Source organism: Micromonospora sp. M51, assembly GCF_018070305.1.
Lineage (GTDB): Bacteria > Actinomycetota > Actinomycetes > Mycobacteriales > Micromonosporaceae > Micromonospora > Micromonospora parva.
This window is the reverse complement of sequence record NZ_JAGPXZ010001083.1, coordinates 1-1,491: the sequence shown is the minus strand read 5'-3', so window position 1 is coordinate 1,491 and position 1,491 is coordinate 1. Positions and strand designations below refer to the sequence as shown.

Genomic DNA, 1,491 nt, shown 5'->3' with positions numbered 1-1,491 from the left:
GCGGATGGACGGCGCCTGGCGGGCGTACGCCCCCGGGGAACGCTGGAGCGGCCGGCCCGCGCACCTGATCCGGGTGGTGCTGCGCAGCCCCGGCGCGGTAGCGGTCGGCTACCACCTGCACGAGCTGACACTGGTGCCGACCGCCGACGAGGATCACCTGGTCGGCCACCTCGGCCCCGACCTGCTCGGGCCGGACTGGGACCCGGCCGAGGCGGTCCGTCGGCTCGCCGAGCACCCGGAGCAGAGCATCGGCGAGGCGCTGCTGGACCAGCGCAACCTGGCCGGCGTGGGAAACCTCTACAAGTGCGAGGTGCTGTTCCTGCGCGGGGTGTCACCGTGGACCCCGGTCGGTGGGGTGCCCGATCTGCCGGGCCTGGTGGCTCTCGCGCAACGGCTGCTCGCCGCCAACCGGGGCCGGTGGACGCAGAGCAGCACCGGCTCGCTGCACCGGGGGCAGACCAGCTACGTCTACGGCCGCCGCGCCCAGCCCTGCCGCCGCTGCGGCACCGCGATCCGCAAGGAGGAACTGGGTGAACGGGTCACCTACTGGTGCCCGGTCTGCCAGCCCGAACGCCCGGCCCCGCCATCTGCCGGCTGACCAGGCTCCCACCGATCGAGACCCAGCGTAGAAACGGACGATTGGGTAATTCCTAACCGGCCGTCGACGTCGCATGCTGCGGTTGAGCGCTCACCGACCGTCAGCAGAGTGCCGAGGTTCCCCACGTCGGGGTGGCGAACCTCGCGCCCCGAACCGGGGAGAGTCATGGCGATGTTCCGCAGACTCCGCTCCACCTTCCTCACGCGGACCACCCGCGACGCCGACGCCCCCGCCACCGGTCGGGGGGCGGCGGTGCCGGCCGCGCGGACGGCCGAGGAGGTCGTCGCGACACCGAGCCTGGACCCGGCAGTGGTGCCCCGCTACTTCGGCCCCGTGCCGAACTTCGCGCACAGCCCTCGCCCGACCCGCGACCCCGACGGGCAGGTGACGGCCGGGACCGGGCTGCGCAAGTTCGTCGACCCGCTGCCCCTTCCCGGCCAGCCGGGCGGCGGCGACCTCGGCAGCCAACTGCCGGTCGCAGTGCCCGACACGATCAGCTATCCGGGCTGCGACTACTACGAGATCGGCCTCCAGGAGTACGCGCAACGGCTGCACCGGGACCTGCCGGCCACCCGGCTGCGCGGCTACCGGCAGCTCAACCTGGGCACCGACCCGGCCGGCCACAACACTGTGGTGCCACCGGAGCGACAGTGGCACCTCGGGCCGATGATCCTGGCCCGTCGGGGTCGACCGGTCCGGGTGAAGTTCATCAACCAACTCCCCACCGGCCGGGCCGGCGAGCTGTTCCTGCCGGTCGACGACACGATCGAGGGGGCCGGCCTCGGCCCGCTGGACGGGCCGGCGCCGTACCCGCAGAACCGGGCCGTGCTGCACCTGGCCGGGGCGCAGACCGGCTGGACCAGCGCGGGCAACCCGGGGCAGTGGATCACCCC

Annotated in this window: 1 protein-coding gene and 1 pseudogene; both read left to right on the top strand. The window is 73.6% G+C overall.

What is annotated here, in order from left to right; genetic code table 11:
• The coding region (locus KBX53_RS32660) for a zinc finger domain-containing protein (RefSeq protein WP_210863718.1) at nt 1-598 on the top strand (598 nt) is incomplete at its 5' end.
• Between the two features lie 165 nt (nt 599-763).
• Nucleotides 764-1,491 (top strand): annotated as a pseudogene (locus tag KBX53_RS32655) (hypothetical protein); the annotation flags it as partial.